17 protein-coding genes and 1 pseudogene are annotated in these 17,489 nt (G+C 70.3%); 9 read left to right on the forward strand and 9 right to left on the reverse strand.

Going from position 1 to position 17,489, the window contains the following annotated elements:
* Window positions 1-83: 83 nt before the first annotated feature.
* Window positions 84-377 carry a hypothetical protein gene (locus ACRDSK_RS12320; RefSeq protein ID WP_431440516.1) on the reverse strand — a complete coding sequence of 98 codons (294 nt, stop codon included), beginning with the start codon at window positions 375-377 and terminating at the stop codon, window positions 84-86.
* Window positions 378-658: 281 nt separating this feature from the next.
* Here ACRDSK_RS12320 and ACRDSK_RS12325 point away from each other — a divergent pair, with 281 nt between their 5' ends.
* The 3 genes and pseudogenes from ACRDSK_RS12325 to ACRDSK_RS12335 all read left to right on the forward strand — a co-directional run.
* Window positions 659-871, forward strand: coding sequence for a hypothetical protein (locus ACRDSK_RS12325; RefSeq protein ID WP_431440517.1), 213 nt, complete (start codon window positions 659-661; stop codon window positions 869-871).
* 117 nt (window positions 872-988) lie between these two features.
* Complete coding sequence (locus tag ACRDSK_RS12330; RefSeq protein WP_431440519.1) at window positions 989-1,927, forward strand: NAD-dependent epimerase/dehydratase family protein; 939 nt, start codon at window positions 989-991, stop codon at window positions 1,925-1,927.
* Between the two features lie 5 nt (window positions 1,928-1,932).
* Window positions 1,933-2,718: pseudogene (locus ACRDSK_RS12335) on the forward strand (glycosyltransferase family 2 protein); the annotation flags it as partial.
* Here ACRDSK_RS12335 and ACRDSK_RS12340 read toward each other — a convergent pair.
* A complete protein-coding gene (locus ACRDSK_RS12340) occupies window positions 2,666-3,127 on the reverse strand; it encodes a GtrA family protein (RefSeq protein ID WP_431440521.1) in 462 nt (153 codons plus the stop codon). The pseudogene ACRDSK_RS12335 and the gene ACRDSK_RS12340 overlap by 53 nt on opposite strands.
* Before the next feature lie 4 nt (window positions 3,128-3,131).
* Entirely contained in the window at window positions 3,132-3,863 is a 732-nt protein-coding gene (locus tag ACRDSK_RS12345) for a class I SAM-dependent methyltransferase (RefSeq protein ID WP_431440523.1), read from the reverse strand.
* Window positions 3,864-3,996: 133 nt separating this feature from the next.
* Here ACRDSK_RS12345 and ACRDSK_RS12350 point away from each other — a divergent pair, with 133 nt between their 5' ends.
* From ACRDSK_RS12350 to ACRDSK_RS12365, 4 genes are all read left to right on the forward strand, one after another.
* Window positions 3,997-5,151, forward strand: a complete 1,155-nt coding sequence (locus ACRDSK_RS12350; protein ID WP_431440525.1) for an NAD-dependent epimerase/dehydratase family protein — start codon at window positions 3,997-3,999, stop codon at window positions 5,149-5,151.
* On the forward strand, window positions 5,127-6,605 hold the full coding sequence (locus ACRDSK_RS12355) for a hypothetical protein (protein WP_431440527.1): 1,479 nt from the start codon (window positions 5,127-5,129) through the stop codon (window positions 6,603-6,605). The genes ACRDSK_RS12350 and ACRDSK_RS12355 overlap by 25 nt, the downstream gene beginning before the upstream one ends.
* Window positions 6,606-6,710: 105 nt before the next feature.
* Complete coding sequence (locus tag ACRDSK_RS12360) at window positions 6,711-7,943, forward strand: hypothetical protein (protein ID WP_431440529.1); 1,233 nt, start codon at window positions 6,711-6,713, stop codon at window positions 7,941-7,943.
* A gap of 131 nt (window positions 7,944-8,074) precedes the next feature.
* Entirely contained in the window at window positions 8,075-8,986 is a 912-nt protein-coding gene (locus tag ACRDSK_RS12365) for an EamA family transporter (RefSeq protein ID WP_431440531.1), read from the forward strand.
* 61 nt (window positions 8,987-9,047) lie between these two features.
* On the opposite strand, the gene ACRDSK_RS12370 is transcribed toward ACRDSK_RS12365, so the two are convergent.
* From ACRDSK_RS12370 to ACRDSK_RS12395, 6 genes are all read right to left on the reverse strand, one after another.
* A complete protein-coding gene (locus tag ACRDSK_RS12370; RefSeq protein WP_431440533.1) occupies window positions 9,048-9,824 on the reverse strand; it encodes a glycosyltransferase family 2 protein in 777 nt (258 codons plus the stop codon).
* Window positions 9,809-10,768, reverse strand: a complete 960-nt coding sequence (locus ACRDSK_RS12375; RefSeq protein WP_431440535.1) for a glycosyltransferase — start codon at window positions 10,766-10,768, stop codon at window positions 9,809-9,811. The genes ACRDSK_RS12370 and ACRDSK_RS12375 overlap by 16 nt, the downstream gene beginning before the upstream one ends.
* Window positions 10,765-11,823: a glycosyltransferase family 4 protein gene (locus tag ACRDSK_RS12380; RefSeq protein WP_431440537.1), complete on the reverse strand. Its 1,059-nt coding sequence runs from the start codon at window positions 11,821-11,823 to the stop codon at window positions 10,765-10,767. Before ACRDSK_RS12380 ends, ACRDSK_RS12375 begins: the two co-directional genes overlap by 4 nt.
* Complete coding sequence (locus tag ACRDSK_RS12385; protein WP_431440539.1) at window positions 11,820-12,881, reverse strand: glycosyltransferase; 1,062 nt, start codon at window positions 12,879-12,881, stop codon at window positions 11,820-11,822. Before ACRDSK_RS12385 ends, ACRDSK_RS12380 begins: the two co-directional genes overlap by 4 nt.
* A 186-nt stretch (window positions 12,882-13,067) precedes the next feature.
* Window positions 13,068-14,168 (reverse strand): zinc-dependent alcohol dehydrogenase, encoded by a 1,101-nt coding sequence (locus ACRDSK_RS12390; protein ID WP_431440541.1) that lies wholly within the window; start codon window positions 14,166-14,168, stop codon window positions 13,068-13,070.
* Complete coding sequence (locus ACRDSK_RS12395) at window positions 14,161-15,135, reverse strand: Gfo/Idh/MocA family protein (RefSeq protein ID WP_431440543.1); 975 nt, start codon at window positions 15,133-15,135, stop codon at window positions 14,161-14,163. The genes ACRDSK_RS12390 and ACRDSK_RS12395 overlap by 8 nt, the downstream gene beginning before the upstream one ends.
* A gap of 79 nt (window positions 15,136-15,214) precedes the next feature.
* Between ACRDSK_RS12395 and ACRDSK_RS12400 the strand changes: the two genes are divergently transcribed.
* Together ACRDSK_RS12400 and ACRDSK_RS12405 are read left to right on the forward strand one after the other, a co-directional pair.
* Complete coding sequence (locus ACRDSK_RS12400) at window positions 15,215-16,198, forward strand: glucosyl-3-phosphoglycerate synthase (protein ID WP_431440545.1); 984 nt, start codon at window positions 15,215-15,217, stop codon at window positions 16,196-16,198.
* Complete coding sequence (locus ACRDSK_RS12405) at window positions 16,195-17,340, forward strand: glycosyltransferase (RefSeq protein ID WP_431440547.1); 1,146 nt, start codon at window positions 16,195-16,197, stop codon at window positions 17,338-17,340. The genes ACRDSK_RS12400 and ACRDSK_RS12405 overlap by 4 nt, the downstream gene beginning before the upstream one ends.
* Window positions 17,341-17,489: the final 149 nt, after the last annotated feature.

The raw sequence follows: 17,489 nt of genomic DNA on the forward strand, positions 1-17,489 counted from the left end.
ACCTACGGAGTGCCTTCCTACTCGGTAACGCTTGAGACTTCGCAATCCCAAGTTTCCCTTGCAGGACAGGCACTCCGTGCCATTCACAGGCCCGTGTCGCCCACTACCTCACGAAATTTCGAGGCTAACAGGCGTTTGGCAGGTGGCAATCGTGGGTTGCGTGGCGAGAGATCAAGGCTCGTCAAGGCAAAGCAGAGCGCGATGCTGCCACACATGGAGGCATAGGTGGCCGGCTCGCGGCCCCACTCGTAGACGAAGTTCATCGGCCACAGGAACCCGGCGATCACCAGCAGTAACGACGTCGCGCCGCCGCGACCGCGGCCAACCTCACCGTTTAGCACGAGCAGAAGGCCGCAGAACGTCGCGCACAGCAGCACCGGAACGATGGCGTACCCAGGAGCGCGCGCCCATACGGCAACGTGCACGACGTCGAAAACGCGACGCCGACCAGCATCAAACACCGATGCCGAAATGGGCGGGGAACCGAAGGATCACGTGTGACCCAGCTCAGAGAAGGAGTTCACTTGTCCGCTGTCAAGTTACGGCGAGCCGCCACCCTGGGTATCGCCGCCGCGGCCCTGACCGCGGCCGCCGCGCTCAGGCCTGGAGTCGCCTCGGCCGACCCCGCCGGCGTCGCGTCACCCGCCACCATCACCGCGTGCTCCCCGGCATGGTGCCCCTGACCAACCAGAACACCTGGGTCAGGAACGGCCCCGGGTTCGAGTTCGTGACGAAGTACACCCTGCCGGCCGGGTCCGGCTTCCGCATCCTCGCCGGTCCGTCCTCGGGGGACGGTCTCATGTGGTGGTACGGGAACGGCAACGGCCAGGACTTCGGCTGGGTTCCGGACCAGAACCTGACCTGCCACTGAGTCGACCGCGGTCCCGAGGGTCGACGTACCGCTCACCCCGGGACCGCGGCGACGTGTTCCACAATTCAGGGCCTGCCGGCGCCTGGTGCTGTCCGAGTGGCAGGTAGGTTGCCAACCGTGGCTACGCAGACCGGACAGGCGCCTGACCGGGTCCTGGTGACGGGTGGCAGCGGCTTCATCGGCCGTGCGGTCGTCGGGGCGTTCCGGCGACGAGGGATGCCCGTCACCGTCGTGGATCGGGAACCGCCGGTGGACGAGATCGACGGGGTCGTCTACGTCAAGGGCGACCTCAACGACGCCGGGGTGCGCGAGGCCGTGGTCGTCCCCGGGACCGCGGGCATCGTCCACCTGGCCGCGCGGACGTCCGTCCTGCAGTCGGTGGAGCACCCCGCGGAGACGTACGCGGACAACGTGGCCGTCACCCAAGAGCTGCTCGAGCTTGCCAGGGCGCGGGGTGTGAGCCGCTTCTTGCTGGCGTCGACGAACGCCGTCGTGGGTGACGTCGGTGCGGCCACGATCACCGAGGACCTGCCGCCGCGCCCGCTCACCCCGTACGGCGCGACCAAGGCCGCCTGCGAGATGTTGCTGTCCGGCTATGCGGGTGCCTACGGGATGACGACCTGCGCCTTGCGGTTCAGCAACGTCTACGGGCCGGGCATGGCACACAAGGACAGCTTCGTGGCGAGGATGATGCGTGCCGCGCTGTCCGGCTACACCGTGCGGGTGTACGGCGACGGCAAGCAGCGACGCGACCTGGTGCACGTGGACGACGTGGTCGCCGGCATGCTGAGTGCGTGGGACAGCGGCTACACCGGCCGGGCGATCATCGGCTCCGGCATTTCGGTGTCGGTGCTCGAGATGATCGAGGCGGTCCGTCGGGTGACCGGCCGGCCGCTGCCCGCGGAGCACGTGCCCGCGCCGGGCGGCGAGATGCCCGCCGTCGTGGTCGACCTCTCGCGTAGCGCCGAGACCATCGGCCACCGCCCGTCGATCTCGCTGGACGAGGGGCTGGCGACGACGTGGCGGTACTTCCTCGACCTGGAGAACACGCGGTGAGTACCCGGCTGGCGCTGTTCCCGGACGACATCGACGCCGCCGCGGTGCGCGACTTCCACACGCGGTACCCGAACACCGAGCTGGCGCCGGTGGTCGTGGTGATCGCCGCGTACAACGAGGAGTCGGGCCTGGGTCCGGTGCTCGCGGGCATGCCGAAGGAGTGCTGCGACCTGCCGGTCGACGTGCTGGTCGTCGTCGACGGCGCGACCGACGACACCGCGCGGGTGGCGATCGAGAGCGGCGTGTACTGCTGCGTGGCGCCCCGCAACCGGGGACAGGGGGCGGCCCTGCGGCTCGGGTACCGCCTGGCCGCCGAGTGCGGTGCGAGCTACGTCGTCACCACCGACGCCGACGGGCAGTACGACAGCGACGAGATGGAGTCGTTGGTTCGACCGTTGCTGGACGACCAGGCGGACTTCGTGACCGGCTCGCGGCGGCTGGGGCGCGAGCACGCGGCCGACCGCGTGCGCTGGCTGGGCGTTCGGGTGTTCGCGTTGCTGGCGTCGTTGCTGACTCTGCGAAAGATCACCGACACGTCGTTCGGCCTCCGCGCGATGCGTGCCGAACTGGCCTGCTCGGTGACGCTGACCGAACCGCAGTACCAGTCCTCGGAGCTGCTGCTCGGGGTGCTGGCCCGCCGCGCGCGCGTCCTCGAGGTGCCGGCCACGATGCGGCTGCGCGGCGCCGGCGTGACCAAGAAGGGCCGAAGCCTCGTGTACGGGCGGAACTACGCCCGCGTCATGCTGGGGACGTGGTCTCGGGAGTACCTGTTCGCCCGCCTCGGAAGATGAGCTTGTCGAACAGCACGAACTTCAGCACGAACATGACCCCGTAGGTACCCAGGAACGCCGCTCCGACCAGGACGACCTGCCATCCGTGCGAGCCGACGTGCTCGACCACCCAGCGGTCGGCCAGCGTGGTGGCGAGGATGGCGACCAGCGCCGTGCTGACGATGATCACGGCGTACGGCAGCGTCTCGCGGACCGGGTGCGGCGTGCCCGTCCGTCGCCAGGCCCAGCGCCGGTTCATCAGGTAGTTCGGCACGGCTCCGGCCACGAACGCGACCACGCTGGCGACGACCGGTGCGGCCTCGAACCAGTAGGCGACGAGGAAGACGAGCTCGCTGATGACGCCGGCGATCACCGAGGCCGCCGTGTAGCGGCCCCAGAGCCTGGCCCGCTGCCTGCTCGGCGTCAGCACCTGGTCATCCCGCGTCGGTCCCCGTCGGTGGTTTGCGTGCCACACACAGTACGGACTGGCCGAACGGCGGCCGCACCACGCGTTCGATGGCGCGGGTCACCGGCACCACGAACCTGTCGTAGAGGGCGACCAGCCGGGGGTTCGGCGTACCCGCGCCACCCTTGCGCACCGCCAGCCACCAGGCGATGCCGCCCAGCAGGTTCACCGGCTTGACCAGCTCGACGCCGAGTCCGGCCCGCCGAACGGCGTCGGCCAGCGTGGCCGGGGTGTAGCGCCGCACGTGCCCGACCTTCCGGTCGAACTCGCCGTAGAGCTGCTGGTAGCCGGGTACGAAGAGCACGATGCTGCCGCCTGGCTCGATGAGACCGGCCAGCGACCGCAGCGCGGCCGCGTCGTCGGGGATGTGCTCGAGCACGTTGATCGCGACGACCGACTCGACCGGCTCGCCCAGCTCCAGCTTCGCGCCGACGTCGAACTGGCGGACCTCCACCTCCGGCCGGTCGGCGAACCTGCGGCGCATCACCTCGACGGCGCCCGGGTCGACATCGGTCAGCACCAGGCGCCGCAGCGAACGGAACTGTGCCGCGAACTCACCCAGTCCGGCGCCGACCTCGAGCACCGACCGGCCGCAGTGCGGGGCGATCAGGTCGAACTGGTAGCGGCGGTAGCGCGGCTGGTCGCTGCCGCCCTCGAGCGTTCGGCCCGTGGCCTCGGCAAACGCGCCGGAACTGTCCACTGGATGTCTCCTGTACCCGATGATCCCGCCTGACGAAGGTGCCTTCGCCGGTCCACTTTGTCCTACCATGCCCGGTCAGGGGTGCTCACGCGGGCACCATCCGCTCACAAGAGATCAACAGAAAGCAGACCCTGTGCGCGTTCTGGTTCTAGGCGGCGACGGTTACCTGGGCTGGCCGACGGCCCTTCATCTGTCGGACAGCGGACACGAGACGGCCGTCGTCGACAACTTCGCGAGAAGGGGCTACGACGAGGAGCTGGGCGTGCAGAGTCTGGTTCCCATCGAGGACCTGGACGTGCGCATCGCGGCGTGGCAGGAGGTGTCCGGCCAGCGAATCGAGTCGTACGTCGGCGACCTGCTCGACGCGGACTTCGTCTATCGGACGCTGCGCGAGTTTCGTCCGGACGCCGTAGTGCACTACGCCGAACAGCGGGCGGCGCCGTACTCGATGATCGACCGCGCGCATGCCGTCTACACCCAGCACAACAACGTCATCGGCAACCTCAACCTGCTGTACGCCATCGCCGAGATCGACCCGACGATCCATCTGGTCAAGCTGGGCACGATGGGCGAGTACGGCACGCCCAACATCGACATCGAGGAGGGCTGGCTCGACGTCGAGCACAACGGTCGAACCGACCGGGTGCTGTACCCCAAGCGGCCCGGCTCCTTCTACCACCTGACGAAGGTGCACGACTCGCACAACATCGAGTTCACCTGCCGGGTGTGGGGCCTGCGAGCGACCGACCTCAACCAGGGCGTCGTGTACGGGCAGCAGACTCCGCAGACCGCGCGGGACGAGCGGCTCGCCACCCGGTTCGACTACGACGGCGTCTTCGGGACCGTGCTGAACAGGTTCGTCATCCAGGCGGTGCTCGGCCAGCCACTGACGGTCTACGGGACCGGCGGCCAGACCCGAGGCCTGATCGACATCCGGGACACCGTCGAGTGCATCCGGCTGGCCGTGGAGAACCCCGCGGAGGCGGGTGAGTTCCGGGTGTTCAACCAGATGACCGAGAGCAAGTCGGTGCGCGAGATCGCCGAGGTCGTCGCCAGGCAGTTCCCGGGCCCGGTGCAGGTGGAACATCTGGAGAACCCTCGCGTCGAGGCCCCGGAGCACTACTACAACGTCGTGCACACCGGGCTGGAGAACCTCGGGCTGAAGCCGCACCTACTCTCCGATACCTTGATCGAGTCGATGTTCGGCCTCGTCGAGGCCAACAAGCATCGGGTCGACGTGGACAAGCTGTATCCCGGAGTGCGGTGGACCAGGACGAGCAACGCGTAGCCGGAACGGCTGCCACGGCGGCCGATCCGCCGCCCGCCCGGCGCGGGGTCCGGCTGCGCGCCGGGCTCGCCCGGCACTGGCTGATCGTCACGCTGCTGGTGGCCGGCACCGTGCTGCGGGTGTTCGCCTGGGTCGCCTACCAGCCGGCGCTGCTGGGTCGTGACTCGTTCCGCTACCTGGACAACATCGAGGCGCTCAGACCGGACAGCCTGCACCCCATCGGATACCCCCTGTTCGTGCTCCGGCGGGTGCTGGAGATGGGCGGCTTGGAGCTGGTCACGGCGATCCAGCACGTGGCGGTGCTGGTCGCGGCCGGCGCGCTCTACGCGCTGGCCCTGCGTCACGGGGTGCGCAGGTGGCTGGCCGCGCTGGCCGCCGCGCCGCTGTTGCTCGACGGCTACGAGCTCCAGATCGAGCAGATGATCATGTCCGACGCGTGGCAGCAGGTGCTGCTGGTCGGCCTCCTGTGGGCGCTGACCGGCCGGGGAGCACCCAACCCGCGGAGAGCCGCGTTGGCCGGGTTGTTCCTGGGCGTGGCGCTGGCCTTCCGGCTGATCGCGGGCGCGCTGGTGGTGCCGGCGGTGTGCTACCTGGTCATCGCGGGGGGTGCGTGGCGCGCGTGGCGGGACAACTGGCGGACCATCGCCGCACGGTCGCTGGCATTCCTGGCGGCGTTCGCGGTGGTCGTCGGCGCGTACGGCGCGTACTTCACGGCGTGGACCGGGGAACCCGGGCTGAGCAATGCCACCGGAAACGTGCTCTACGGCCGGGCAACCGCCGTCGTCGACTGCGGCACGCTCGAGGTGAGCCCGCTGGTCGGCAACGCCTGTCCCACCGAGCCCCGGGGCATGCGCAGGCCGGACCACTACGCGCACGCCGGGGCGAACCCGATCTGGCGCGCCCGGTTCCCGTACGGCACCGACCTCAAGAAGGTGCAGCGGGACTTCGCCTGGGCCGTGATCCGCCAGCAGCCGCTGAACGTCGTCGAAGGTGTCGCCGTGGACTTCCTGAAGGGGTTCCGCCCGGTCCGGGTGAACTCCCCCGGCGACGTCAGCGTGGAGTGGTGGCAGTTCACCGAGGGCTACCCCTACTACAACCACGCCGAGCAGAGCATCGAGTTCGCCGAGCGGTTCAGTGGCCAGGCCCCGTCCGAGGTGCGACCGCTCGGCCAGTTCCTCCGTGAGTATCAGCGGTCGGTCGGCTACACACCGGGCACGCTGCTGGGGGCCCTCGGCATCGTCGCGCTCCTCGCCGGCTTCGGACTCGGCCGGGCCCGGCGTAGTGGGATCCGCTCGGCCGCGCTGCTCGCCGCGGGCATGGGACTGACCATCCTGCTGGCGTCGGCCGCGTTCGAGTTCTCCTGGCGCTACCAGCTGCCGGCTCTCGTGCTGCTGCCGCTCGCCGGCGTCCTCGGTCTGACCGCGTTGACTCGGCACACGTCGCCGGACGACTGACACGGATCTGGGCGATTTCGGACTCGGCGGCGGAACGAAAGGTACATACTCGGGCGAACCTCGCCACCGACGCCGAGGTTGAGCCAGCCGAACGAGGAGCGCTCCATGCTCGACGGGGTGGTCGCACCGCCAGCCACCGAGACGAGCGCGAAGAGGAAGCCGGCCGGCCGCGTGGTTCTGCACGTCGGTGCGCCGAAGACCGGCACGACCTACCTGCAGAACGTGTTGTGGCACAACCGGACGGCGCTGGCCGAAGACGGCGTCCTGTACCCGTTGAAGCGGCCGCTCGAGCATTTCGACGCCACCATGGACATCCGTGGGATGGAGTGGGAAGGCGCGCGCAGGCCGGAATGGGACGGCGCGTGGAAACGGCTCACCGCTCGAGTGCGGAGATGGTCCGGCCCGACAGCGGTCGTCTCCAACGAGATCCTCGGCGGTGCGAACGTCGAGCAGATCAAACGCGTGGTCGACTCGCTGCGACCCGCGGAGGTCGCGGTGGTGTTCACCGCCCGGGACCTCGCCCGTCAACTGCCGTCGAGCTGGCGGGAGAACCTCAAGCACCGGCTTCGGGTGACGTTCGAGAGGTTCGTCGACGATCTCATCGCGCTCGGCCACGACGCGCCGGACCCGTGGGGTGAGATGTTCTGGAGCCTGCACCACCCGATCGAGGTCCTCGCCCGCTGGGAGAAGGTGGTGCCTCGGGAGAACATCCACGTCGTGACGGTGCCCCAGCCCGGTGCGCCGCAGGAACTGCTGTGGAACCGGTTCGCACAGGTGCTGGGTATCGACGGACGCGACTACGACGCGGAGGTGGCGGGCGCCAACTCGTCGTTCGGCGTCGCACAGGCCGAGCTGCTGCGCCGAGTGAACGCCGCGCTCCCCGACGAGGCGCTGGGTCGACACTCCGACCCGCTGATACGTGTCGCGCTCGGAGAGAACATCCTGGTGCGCGCCAGCGAGAACGCGCCGAGTGTGAAACTGCCCGCGCCCCGGCTGGCGTGGGTGACCGAGTGGTCACAACAGCTGATCGACGGGTTGCGAGACGCCGAGTACGACGTCGTCGGCGATCTTGCCGAACTGATGCCGATGCCCCACGAAACGCCGCCGCCGCAACCGGAAGACGTGTCCGCGGCAGAGCTGCTCGACCCGGCGATCTCGACGATCACCGGGCTACTGGAGCGACTCGCCTCGGAACGGGACGAGGTGGCCCGGTTGCGCTACAGGTTGGACAAGCCGTTCAAGGCGTGGTTGACCCGAAGACATCCTCGAGTAGCCGACTACGGGCGGCGCACGCTGGACCGCGGCCGCCGCCACCGCGAGTTCCGTACCGGCCGATAGTCACGCGGGTTCTCGGCCGAGCGCCGCCGTTCGGCTACCCGGTCCGACAGTTCGCACAGCAGCTGACCGCGGCGTCCCACGGTCTGGAATCCCCGAGGACGGTTGTCGGGGGTGTCCCGAAGAATGCGGACATGGCGACCATGCATGTCGATCGTGTCGGGCCGGGTCCGTTGCCGCGGGTCAGCCTGGTCACGCTCGCCGGTCGGGCGCTGGGCGCGGTGCCACCGCCGGCGCAGGTGTTGGCGGGCATCCTCAGCGTCCAGGTCGGTGCGGCGCTGGCCAAGCAGTTGTTCGGCACGATCGGCAGTACCGGGACCGTCGCGCTGCGGTTGTTCTTCGCCGCCGCGGTGCTGCTGTTGGTGTGGCGGCCCTCGTTTCGGCTGGGGCGGCGTGCATGGGCGGTGATCGTCGCCTACGGCCTGGTCCTGGGCGCGATGAACCTGTGTTTCTATCTTGCGTTGGCGAAGGTGCCACTCGGCGTCGTGGTGACGATCGAGTTCCTCGGCCCCCTCGCGGTGGCCATCGGCGGTTCGCGGCGCCTGCTGGACGGCCTGTGGGCACTGCTGGCCGCCGGCGGGGTGGTGCTGCTGGCCGAGGGCCGCGGCGAGACACCTCTGGATGGCCTGCTGTTCGCGCTCGCGGCGGCGGTGTGCTGGGCCGGCTACATCCTGCTCAGCGCTGCGCTGGGCCGGCACACCACCGACGGCGGCGGCCTGGCGATCGGGATGGTCCTCGCGGCCATGGTGGCCGCGCCGGTCGGGATCGTCGACAGCGGCACCGCGCTGCTCGAGCCGTGGGTGCTCGCCGTCGGTCTCGGCGTGGCGCTGCTGTCGTCGGTCATCCCGTACTCCCTGGAGCTGGAGGCCCTGCGACGGATCCCGCCGAAGGTGTTCGGGGTGCTGATGAGCCTGGAACCCGCGGTCGCCGCCCTCGTCGGCCTGCTCGTGCTCGGCGAGATGCTCGGTTCACTCCAATGGCTGGCCGTGCTGCTCGTGATCGCCGCCTCCGCAGGCGCGACGAGAACGGCACGCCCACAGGCCTGACCGCACGACCGGCTCTGCGAGCCACGCCTCGTGGGCACGGTGTGTTCGGTCGAACAGTCGGTCAGCGAGTACTCGAGTGAGGGGTGAGTCCCTGCTCGGCGAAGGCGTCGAGCCAGCCGCGCATCGGCCACCAGCCCCAACGCCGGTGGAACAGCGTGGCGTTGAGGAGGATGTCTTCGAGGTGGTCGACGGGTGGATCCTGAACCGGGTGGTGCTGGTGGTAGGCGTGCGCGCCGCCGACCCAGGTGAGGCCGACATCGGCGGCGCGGGCGATCTGTCCGAAGTCGGTGTCCTCGCCGCCGTATCCGGTGTAGTCCTCGCAGAACCCGCCGAGCCGCAGCCAGGTCCGCACGGTGACCGCGAAGGAGAGCGACCAGAAGAGGGTGTGGTCGCCGTGTTCCAGGATCTCGCCGTCCGGCGGCACGGGTCGGGCGGGATGTGGATCGGTGAGGCTCGCCAGACGGTCGATCGGCGGAGTTTCCGGTGGCAGGTAGGTGACGGGGCCACAGAGGAGGGTGCGGTCCGCCGCGGTGTCGCGGTACCTCGCGATGAGCCGGGTCCCGGGAACGCAGTCCACGTCGAGGAAGACGAGAAGCTCCGCACCGGCCTCGATGGCGCGTGCCGCACCGGAGTTCCGCGCCGTGGCGAGGGGCAGGTGGTCGCGCGCCGCGAGGTCGATGACCTCGGCACGTCCGCCGACGACGTCCCGGACGGCTGGGTCTCCCATGGCCACCACGACGTGGTGGTCGGGTCGTACCGAGCCGGCGACGAGCCCGTCGAGCTGCCGGCGCAGATGCCCGTGCCGGCCGGCGACGATGGTGATCAGCGCGACCCGCATGATGCCCCCGCCAGCTCGTCGATCACCTGCGCGGCACGTCGTGCCCCGTCTCCGGGTGACCACCGCACCCACCGGTCCCCGCCGAGTGCCACGGCCTCCGCGAGTACAGACGGCCACTCCGCCGGGGCCGGCCACGCACGGTGGACCACCGCCAAACCGGCCCGTGCCAACGCACTCGCAGTCGCGTCCTGCTCGCCGAACGGGCGCTGCTGGGGCAGCACCACCGCCGGCCGCCTGGCCGCGGCGACCTCCGCTATCGCGTTCTGCCCGGCGTGCGACACCACGACATCCGCCGAGCTGATCGCCGGCCAGGGGTCTTGCGTCCAGCTGCCGGGGCCGCCGAGCCAGTCCCACTCCCAGCCCGGGGTAGCGGTCCCCGGGGCGGCGGCCCCGATGTCCGTCCCGCCGGCGCCCCACAGCACCACGACGCGTCGCCGGTCGCTGGTGGAGCGTTCCGGTGCGCGGCCGTCGAACCGTGAGAACGCACCGACATACCGGGTCTTCGCCGGCCACCGCCAGCCCGGGTCCGCGAACACGGCGGGCCACGGAGCCAGCAGCTGGTGCGCCACGGCGTAGCCCAGCTCGTGTGCCGGATCCGTTCTGTCGCCGCGCATCGCGGTCACGAGCACGGGAACTCCCATCGACCGCGCCAGCACCGCGACCTCCACCGACACGTCCACGACCATCAGCGCGGGCGCGGTCTCCTCGATCCACCGCGCGATCCGCGCCATCCGCCGCCGCAGCCCCGCGTGGTGCGTGGGCACCCAGTGGAACCGGCCGCCCGCCGTCGGATCCACGATGGGTCCGTCGTCGTCACGAGGCAGCACGAGCCACGGTCCCGGCAGCGACGACAGGACCGTGCTCGGAGAATCCACATGGGACAGCACACTTCGCGCGCGGTGCAGGTGCCCGCGGCCCTGGTGGTGCACGTAGTAGCCGATCACGCCGCGACCTGCCGGTACACCCGCTCGTACCCGTCGACCATCGCGTCCTGCGAGCAGCTGCGTTCCGCGTGCTCCCTCGCCATCGCGCGGGACAGCCCGACTACGGTGCCGAGCTCCGAAGCCAGCGCGTCGACATCGCCTCCCGGCACCAGCCGTGCGCAGTCTCGGGTCACCAGTTCGGGCAACGCGCCGCGCGCGAACCCGCACACCGGTGTTCCGCACGCCAGCGACTCCGCCACGATCAGCCCGTACGGCTCCTCCCAGCAGGGGGTCACGAGCGTCGCACTCGCCTCGCCCAGCAGGGTGGCCAGGTCGGCGTCGTTCAGGTGCCCGACATACTCGATGTCGCCGCCGAGCAGTGGGGCCACCTCGGCGTCGAAGTACGTGGGATCGGACTTCGGGCCGGCGAGCCGCAACGGGTGGCCGGCGGCCCGTGCCGCGCGGATCGCCAACGGCGCGCCCTTCTCCGGTACGAACCGGCCGGCCCACGCGAGTGGCCCGCCGCCCGGGCCGGGCGCCCAACTGGCCATGCCGACGCCGTTGTGGACCACCACCGAGGACGGCACGACGTGGTGCCACGCCCGTGCGGTATGCGAGCTGACGGCCACGAACGCGACGGGACAGGTCCGCGTCGCCTGGATCGCGGACTCGAGCCACGGCGTCGGCGGCGTGTGCAACGTGGTCACGAGCGGGCTCGACAGGGACGCGGCCATCGCGATCGGCAGGTAGTGCAGGCTGTTGTTGTGCACGATGTCGAACCCGGCGTCTGCCTCGGCCAGCCGCAGCATCAGGCTCAGGTAGGCATGATGCTCGGTGAGCCACCAGCGTGGCCCCATGCTCGGGTCCGCGGCCGCGGCCGCACTGACCCGGATGGTGCTGAGTTCGGTGACACCGAGCGCCGGGTCCGACCCGGCGCCGGCGAACACCTCGACCTGATGTCCTCGGCGGCGCAGTTCCGTTGCCAGTGCCCAGGTGTGCGCCTCCATGCCACCGGGGAACGGTTGGACGATCGGGTATCGCGCCGACGCGATGAGCGCGATGCGCAGCCGGGTCATGACAGCACCGCCTCGTACAGCAGCCGGTACCGGCGTGCGATCCGGCGGCGTTCCCGTTCGCGCTCGGCCGGGTCGGCTCGCCACTCCGGCCGCTTGTCGTGACACAGGCGCACGGCGTCGGCCAGCCCTTCGGCGTCCAACCCGTGCTCGTCGTGCCGGTAGGTGAGACAAGGGCGTTGCTGTGCATAGAAACCACACGTGGACGTGGCGACTGTGGTGCCGAGGTCGTAGCAGGCCTCCAGCCACCCGGAGTGCGTGCCGAAGGTGTACGGGAGCACGGACAGGTCCAGGTCGGCCAGGTACCGCCACAGTTCGGCGTCGGTGAAGAAGTCGTGGATGTGCAACGAAAGCCGGCCGGCGTCGTGCCAGGCCCGCAGCGCCGCGATGACGTCCGGGTCGTGCCGGTTTCCGGCCGGGTCGACGACCTCGTGGTGGATGTCCACTCGCAACCGGGCGTCGGGCAGGTCGGCGACGACGTCGCACAGCACGTCGACCACCGGCAGCGGCGCCATGTTGGGCCGTAGGCTCTTGGCGTGCACACCGACCGTGAACGGGTGGGCGCGTGACGGCGGGATGTCGGCCCGCTCCACCACGTGCGGGTGCGGGATGACCTCTGCGCGCTGGCCCCAGCGGGCTGTGATCACTTCGGCCGCACCGGGGGTGAGCGTCACCAGCGCGTCGGCGGCTGGGACCAGGACGTCGAGCTGGGCGAGATGAGTCGCCGTGTCCCGGTGATGCGGGTTGCGCAAGTCGTGCACCGTGTACACGAACGGCTTGCCGAGCCCACGCAACGTTGCCGCGATCTCGGTCAGCTCGGCGGGAGTCGCGGCGTCGAACCCGAAATGCAGATGGAAGACGTCGAACTCGGTGTGGTGGTCGGTGAGCCAGCGCGGGTCGAGCATGGCCGGCGGCCACCAGCGCTCGGCGGTGCTCGGGGCGGAGCACGGCGTCGGGTCCGCGAGCCGCGTGACGCGGTCCGACCCGTCCGGATCGCTCAGATGCCTGACGTAGGTGTGCCCGCTGGGAACCGACGCCACTCTGATGAGTTGCACAGCCATACCGCGGCCCACCCTCCGTCGTCGGGAACGCAACGGCCGCGCTGTTGGACCGGGTCACGCCGCGCTCGGCTACCCATCGGCCTGGCGGACAAACACGGGTCGCCGGCGACGATCGCGATCCGATGAGCCGGGCAGCAAGCCTGTGTAGACGGCCGGCGACGGGCTGCCTGCCGGTCGCGTCACCTCTTAGCCGTCGAAGGTGAACACCGCCTGCTGCACGTGCCGGCGGTGGTCGGCCAGGTCGGCGAACAGTGCCGGCGCCTCATCGATCGGCATCAGGTCGGTGATGAGGTGGTCGGCGATGGCCGCGCCGTCGGTGCGGAGGAGGTCGATCGTCTCGGCCGACAGGCGTTCCCGGTCCCAGAGGTGGGCGGTGCCGCGTGGCACTCGTCCGATCTGCGCACACCGGACGGCGAGTCCGTTGTGGTGGAACTCCTCGCCGAGCCGGACGTCGTCGGCGCCGGACGGATAGAAGGCCAGATCGATGACGGTGCCCTGTGGGCGGAGCAGCCGCAGGGCGAGGGCGAGGCTCGCGGACTGGCCACGGCACTGGAACACGACGTCGGCACCCCTGTCGCCGGCCGCGTGCCGCCAACGACGCTTCAGCACCACAGCCGGGTCGTCCACGTCGGGGTGCAACGCCTCGAAACCGAGCGCGGAGGCGCCGGCCCGACGCTGCGGAGTCGGTTCGACGAGCACGACCTCGGCCGCGCCGTGGCGGCGGGCGAACAGGGCGGTGAGCAGGCCGATGACGCCGGCACCGGTGACCGCGACCCGGCGCCCGCGTACTCCGTCGGCGAGGTCGCGCACGTCGGTGCCGTGCAACTCGGCGGCCGCGTGCAGCAGGCCGTTGGCGCAGATCGGCCCCATATGGGCGACGTAGATGCCGAGCACCGGGTCGAGGTCGGCTGGCAGCGGTACTACGCGGTCCACGAGCGGGTCGCCCCGATAGCCCGACCGGTGGCCGTATGTCATCGCCACCGTGGCGCCTTCGGTGATCCCCACCGACCGGCTCGCCGTGACGGTCGCGACCTCCATGTAGCCGAGCTTGCGCACCGGATAACCGGTACACCCCTGGCCCTGCCGGAACAGCCCGAGCTCGCCGTCCAACCTGGCAGACAGGAAGGGGTTGGTGCCCTTGAAGAAGCTGAGCTCGGTGCCGGCGGAGAATCCACTGTAGAGTGTGTGGGCCAGGAAGGAGCCGTCGGTCAGCGGCGAGGCGGGTTCGGTGCAGACCGCGGCCTGGCCCGGACCATTGATCACCAGTACCTGGTCGACGTCAGACATGACGCTCCTCCCCCACCCGGACCGGCTGCCGTCGCGTCGCGGAGTCGGCGATCGCGCAGGCGAGCCGGTGGGTGCGCAACGCTTCGGGGTATGGCACCCGGACGTCGTCGGAACGGCCGAGTACCGCGTCCACAAAGCACCGGTCGGCCGCGCGCTTGGCCGCGTCCGGGTCCACAGCCAGCCGGTACGGGTCGGCGTCCCCGTGGACCGACAGGCCGTCCTCGGTCAGGGTGAGCGCCAGGCCGTCGGAGTAGAGCTCCAGCCCGGCACGATGCTTGCCGCGCAGCAGACAGGTGGTGGCCAACGTGCCGACCGCGCCGTGGGCGAACCGCAGGACGGCTCCGGTGGCTCCGTCCACGTCGGCGTCCGGTGTGGGGGGCGCGCCGTCGGCCATCGCACACACCTCGATCACCTCGCCGACCAGGGCGCGCGCCAGGTCGAGCACGTGCAGGGCCTGCTCGATCACCTGCCCGCCGGACCGGTCCCGCCGGGCCCACCACGAGACGGGCGGCACCTTGTCCAGCCAGGTACCGACGACCAGCCGCGTCGCGCGACCGTCGAGCAGCTGCTCGGCTCGGCGCACGGTGTCGGCGTAGCGCCAGTGGTGCCCGACCGCCGTCACCACGCCCGCTCGGGCAACCGCCTCGGCCACCCGGCCGGCGGTCGGGACGTCCAGGGCGAGTGGCTTCTCCACGAACATCGCGAGACCCGCGCCGGCGACGGCCTCCTCGATCGGGCCGTGCGCGAACGGTGGCACGCATACGTAGACCGCGTCCAGGTCGGCGGAGAGCAGCTCGGGCACGCCCGACGCGACTCGTGTCCGGAAGGTCGCGGCGAACTGCTCACTCCTGTCGGGCACCGGGTCGGTCACCACGACCAGTCGTACGTCGGTGAACTGGCTCAGCATGCGCGCATGTCGCTGCGCGACGCCACCCGCCCCGACGAACCCGATTCGGCATTCCGTCACGTCCGAGGAAATTGCCGAGCCTGGTGGGTTCAAACGCGCCAGGCGGGGAACCTCCCGGCCGCAACAGAGGGGCGGCGCCATGAACGTGTCCGAGGCACCACGGATCGCGATGGACGACTGGTTGGCCCGGCGCAGCTATCGCGCCGCGCAGTGGCGGCCCGAGGAACTGGCCGCGCTGAAGGATGGCCAGCGGGTCAGCGTGGTCATCCCGGCCCGTGACGAGGAACAGACCGTCGGGACGATCGTCGCGACCGTGCGGCACGCCCTGATGGAGCGCGCGCGGTTGGTCGACGAGGTGATCGTTGTCGACTCGCGGTCGCGGGACCGGACGGCCGCGGTCGCCGAGGCCGCGGGCGCGACCGTGGTAGGCCAGGACGACGTCCTCCCCGGGCTGGAGCCGATGTCGGGCAAGGGCGAGGCCCTCTGGAAAGGGCTCGCCGCGAGCACCGGAGACTTCGTCGCGTTCGTCGACGGCGACCTGCACGACTTCTCGCCACACTTCGTCACCGAGTTGCTCGGTCCGCTGCTGACCGAGCCAGACCTGAGCTATGTCAAGGGTTTCTACCACCGACCGTTGACGCAAGGATCAGATGTGGACGCCGAAGGCGGCGGACGGGTGACCGAGCTCGTGGCACGCCCACTGCTCAACCTGTTCTGGCCACGACTCGCCGGCCTGATCCAGCCGCTGGCCGGCGAGTACGCCGGACGACGCGACGTGCTGGTGCGACTGCCGTTCGTCACGCACTACGGCGTCGAGATCGGCCACCTCATCGACCTGCTCGACCTGTGCGGGCTCGACGCGCTGGGCCAGGTCGACCTCGGCGTGCGGCGGCACCGCCATCAGAGCACGCATCAACTGGGCGTCATGGCGAGCCAGATCCTGCTGACCGTCTGCGACCGCCTGGCTCGGGAAGGCCGACTGGCCGACCCGTTGCTCTCGATGTCCCTCGCGCAGTTCCGCCGAGGAACCTCGGTGTCTGGAGTGGACCGAGAGATCGTCGTGACGCCGTTGTCCGTAACGGAAAGACCGCCGCTGGCAACCTTGGCGGTGCCTCAGCCATGAGCATGACCGTACTGATCAACGCCGGACCTTGGCTGCCGGTTCCGCCGAGCGGCTACGGCGGGATCGAGAACGTGATCGCCACACTCGTCCCGGAGCTACGCCGGCGCGGCGTCCGCGTGGTGCTCGCGACCGTGGGAACGAGCACCCTCGCCGTCGACGGACAGATCGCGCTCTACGAGCACGGCCAGTTCGAGCACCTGCTCGCACCGTACAACCGGGTGTCCGGCATCGCGCACGCTCACCTCCAGCGCGTAGTCACGGCGCTGCGCCGGCGGACCGACATCGACCTGGTCCACGACCACGTCGAAGTCGTCGGCCTGAGCACATTCGCCGTGGCCGGTGTACCGACCCTGCACACGACCCACTGGGACCTGGGCAAGCACCGCGAGTTCTACGCCAGCCTCGACGCCGGCGACCGGCTGTGGATCAACGGCGTCTCCGCCGACCAGCTCCGCAAGGCCCCCGAGTCGCTACGCGCCCGCAGTCTGGGCCACGTCCATCTCGCTACCCCGCTCGCGGACGGCGCGGACCGAAGACCGTTACCCGTCAAGGACCGGCACGTCGTGGTACTCGGCCGGATCACGCCCTGCAAGGGACAGCACGTCGCCGTGCGCGTGGCGCGACGACTCGGATGGCCGCTGATCCTGGCCGGCCCCGTCGGCGCCTACCACGACCAGGAGAGCCTCGACCGCGCGCTGGCCGACCCGGCCCTGCTCACCAACCCCGATGTTCGATACTGGCGCGACGCGATCGCCCCCCACGTGGACGGTACCCGGGTGCGGTGGATCGGCACCGTCAGCGGGACCCGGCTCCAGCACCTGCTGGCGACCGCCCGCGCCGCCCTGTTCCCCATCGTCTGGGACGAGCCCGGCGGCACCGCGGTCACCGAGTCGCTGGCGCTGGGCTGCCCAGTTGTCGGCTTTCGTCGTGGGTGTCTACCCGAACTGGTCGACCACGGGCGCACCGGCCTGCTCGCCACCACGGACGACGAGGACGACCTCGCCGACCAGCTCGCCGCGAGTAGGCAGATCGACCCGTCCGCGTGTGTGAAGGAGGCCGCCGCCCGCTTCAGCCCGGCCGTCATGGCGGAGCGCTACCTCCAGCTCTACAACGACGTCCTCAATAGGGTGCGTTCACCCTGACAACCTTTCACAATATGACTGCGACATTCCGAAATACTTTGTCAACACCGGAGCCGGTGACTACCCCCGGATGCGCTTGGGAAACGGCCGCAGGCAGCCGAAAGTAATTCGAAATCGCCGGATTATCGATATTCGACGGGGGTATCTCG

This window comes from Actinophytocola sp., from assembly GCF_050699915.1.
GTDB lineage: Bacteria > Actinomycetota > Actinomycetes > Mycobacteriales > Pseudonocardiaceae > Actinophytocola.